Source organism: Halorubrum sp. AJ67 (assembly GCF_000513435.1).
Genome location: NZ_CBVY010000007.1, coordinates 135,179 through 137,196, shown reverse-complemented (window position 1 = coordinate 137,196; position 2,018 = coordinate 135,179). Strand labels below are relative to the sequence as shown.

Below are 2,018 nucleotides of genomic sequence, written 5' to 3'. Positions count from 1 at the left end.
GTCTGGCGTCGACGGGCTGGTCGGTTCGTTTGCCATGAACGCGCCCGTCGCCGGCGGCGACGGACACGAGGAATGAGTCGTCGAACGGTATCTATCCACGCCGTGGAGTGTTAATAAAACTCGACTGGACTCGTGATCAGTTCGGCCGAGCCGCCGCCCCGCGCCGGGTTCGGGCTTCAGTACGCTTTTGACCCGAGCGGCCGATCCGTCGCGTATGGACGGAACCTTCGACCACGTGATGATCCGCGTCGAGGACTTAGAGGAGAGTCTCGACTGGTATCAGACCCACCTGAACTACGAGGAGAAGGGCCGCTGGGAGGCCGACACCTTCACCAACGTCTTCCTCGGTCCCGAGGACGGCGCGCTCTTAGAGCTCACGTACAACCACGACGGCCGGAGCTACGAGATCGGCGACGCGTGGGGCCACATCGCGGTCCGCGTCCCCGAGGACGCGCTTCAGGAGTCGTACGACGGGCTGATCGAGGAGGGCGTCGACGACTACCGCGACCCCGAGTCCTGCGGGAACCGCTACGCGTTCGTGAAGGACCCCGACGGTCACGAGATCGAGATCGTCAAGCGCGACCACGGCGCGAAGTGGAGCATCGACCACACGATGATCCGCGTCGAGGACGCCGACGAGGCGCTCGGCTACTGGACCCGCAAGTTCGAGTACACCGAGGTCCCGGGCCGCTGGGAGGCCGACACCTTCTCGAACTACTTCGTCGCTCCGGAGGACGCCCCGGAGGAGGCGATGAAGCTCGAACTCACGTACAACTACGACGGTCGCGAGTACACGATGGGCGACGGCTGGGGCCACGTCGCGGTGCGCGTCGACGACCTCGACGACGCCTGGGACGCGCTGCTGACCCGCGAAGCGCCCGACTACCGCGACCCCGCGTCCTGCGACCACAACTACGCGTTCACGAAGGACCAGGACGGCCACGAGGTCGAACTGGTCACGCGGGACTGATCGACTCTCCGTTCACGCGGCGGACTCGACGCCGGTGATCTCGAACCGCGCGCCGCCCGCCTCGCTCTCGGCGACGCGGACCGACCACCCGTGCGCGTCGGCCACCTGCTCGACGATCCGGAGCCCGAACCCGGTCCCCGACTCCGAGGTCGAGTAGCCGGCGTCGAACACCGCCTCCCGCTCGTCCTCCGGGATTCCCGGCCCGTCATCCGCCACGTAGAATCCGTCCGGAAGCGTTCCGACCGTGACGGTCACGTCGTCGCCCCCGTGTTCGACGGCGTTACGCATCAGATTCTCCAACAGCTGTCGGAGTCGGCTCTCGTCGGCCCGGACGCTCAGCTCGGTCTCGACGGCGAGGGCGGCGTTCGACGTGTCGACGTTCGCCCAACACCCTTCGGCGATGTCGGCGAGTCGGACGGTCTCCGTCTCGCTGACCATCTCGCCCTCGCGGGCCAGGGTGAGCAGGTCGGAGATCAGCGCCTCCATTCGCTCGTGAGCCGCGGCGGCCGCGGTGAGGTGTTCGGAGTCGCACTCGTCGGCCGCGAGCTCCACCCGCCCCTGTGCGACGTTGAGCGGGTTCCGAAGATCGTGCGAGACGACGCTGGCGAACTCCGTTAACCGGTCGTTCTGACGCTCCAGCTCCGCGCTCCGCTCGTGTAGCCGGCGGGTGCGTTCCTCTGCCTGAAACGCGGTCTCCACCGCGGTCGCGAGGATCCGCGCGAGGAACTCGTCGGTCCCGTCGAACACGCCCGGCTCCGTCTCACCTATCGAGAGGGTTCCGAACTCGCCGATCGGCAGGATCATGAGGCTTCGGAGGGGCGTGTCCGCGTCGAGGGCGTCCATCTCCCTGATGTCGTCGTACACGCGCACCTCGTCCGCCTCGAACGCCGCCCAGTTGAGGCTCCCGCCGCCGGCCGTGAACGTCTCGCGTTCGGGTAACAGCTCCGCCGCGGCCGTCGAGACCGCCGCCGGAACGAGCCCCCCGGCGTCCGCGTCGTGGACCCGGACGGTGACGACCGAGAATCCCAACACGTCTTCGGCCGCCTCG

At 67.9% G+C, this 2,018-nt stretch carries 1 protein-coding gene and 1 pseudogene (1 of these 2 cut by a window edge); one reads left to right on the top strand and one right to left on the bottom strand.

Annotated elements, in window-relative coordinates; genetic code table 11:
* Nucleotides 1-214 precede the first annotated feature (214 nt).
* A complete protein-coding gene (locus BN903_RS08270) occupies nt 215-970 on the top strand; it encodes a VOC family protein (protein ID WP_048077293.1) in 756 nt (251 codons plus the stop codon).
* Nucleotides 971-982: 12 nt separating this feature from the next.
* Here BN903_RS08270 and BN903_RS08265 read toward each other — a convergent pair.
* Nucleotides 983-2,018 (bottom strand): annotated as a pseudogene (locus BN903_RS08265) (sensor histidine kinase); it runs 77 nt beyond the window's last position.

What these genes read in the sequence shown, in the direction of transcription:
- BN903_RS08270 (WP_048077293.1), top strand. Translation starts at nt 215, where the DNA reads ATGGACGGAACCTTCGACCACGTGATGATCCGCGTCGAGGACTTAGAG.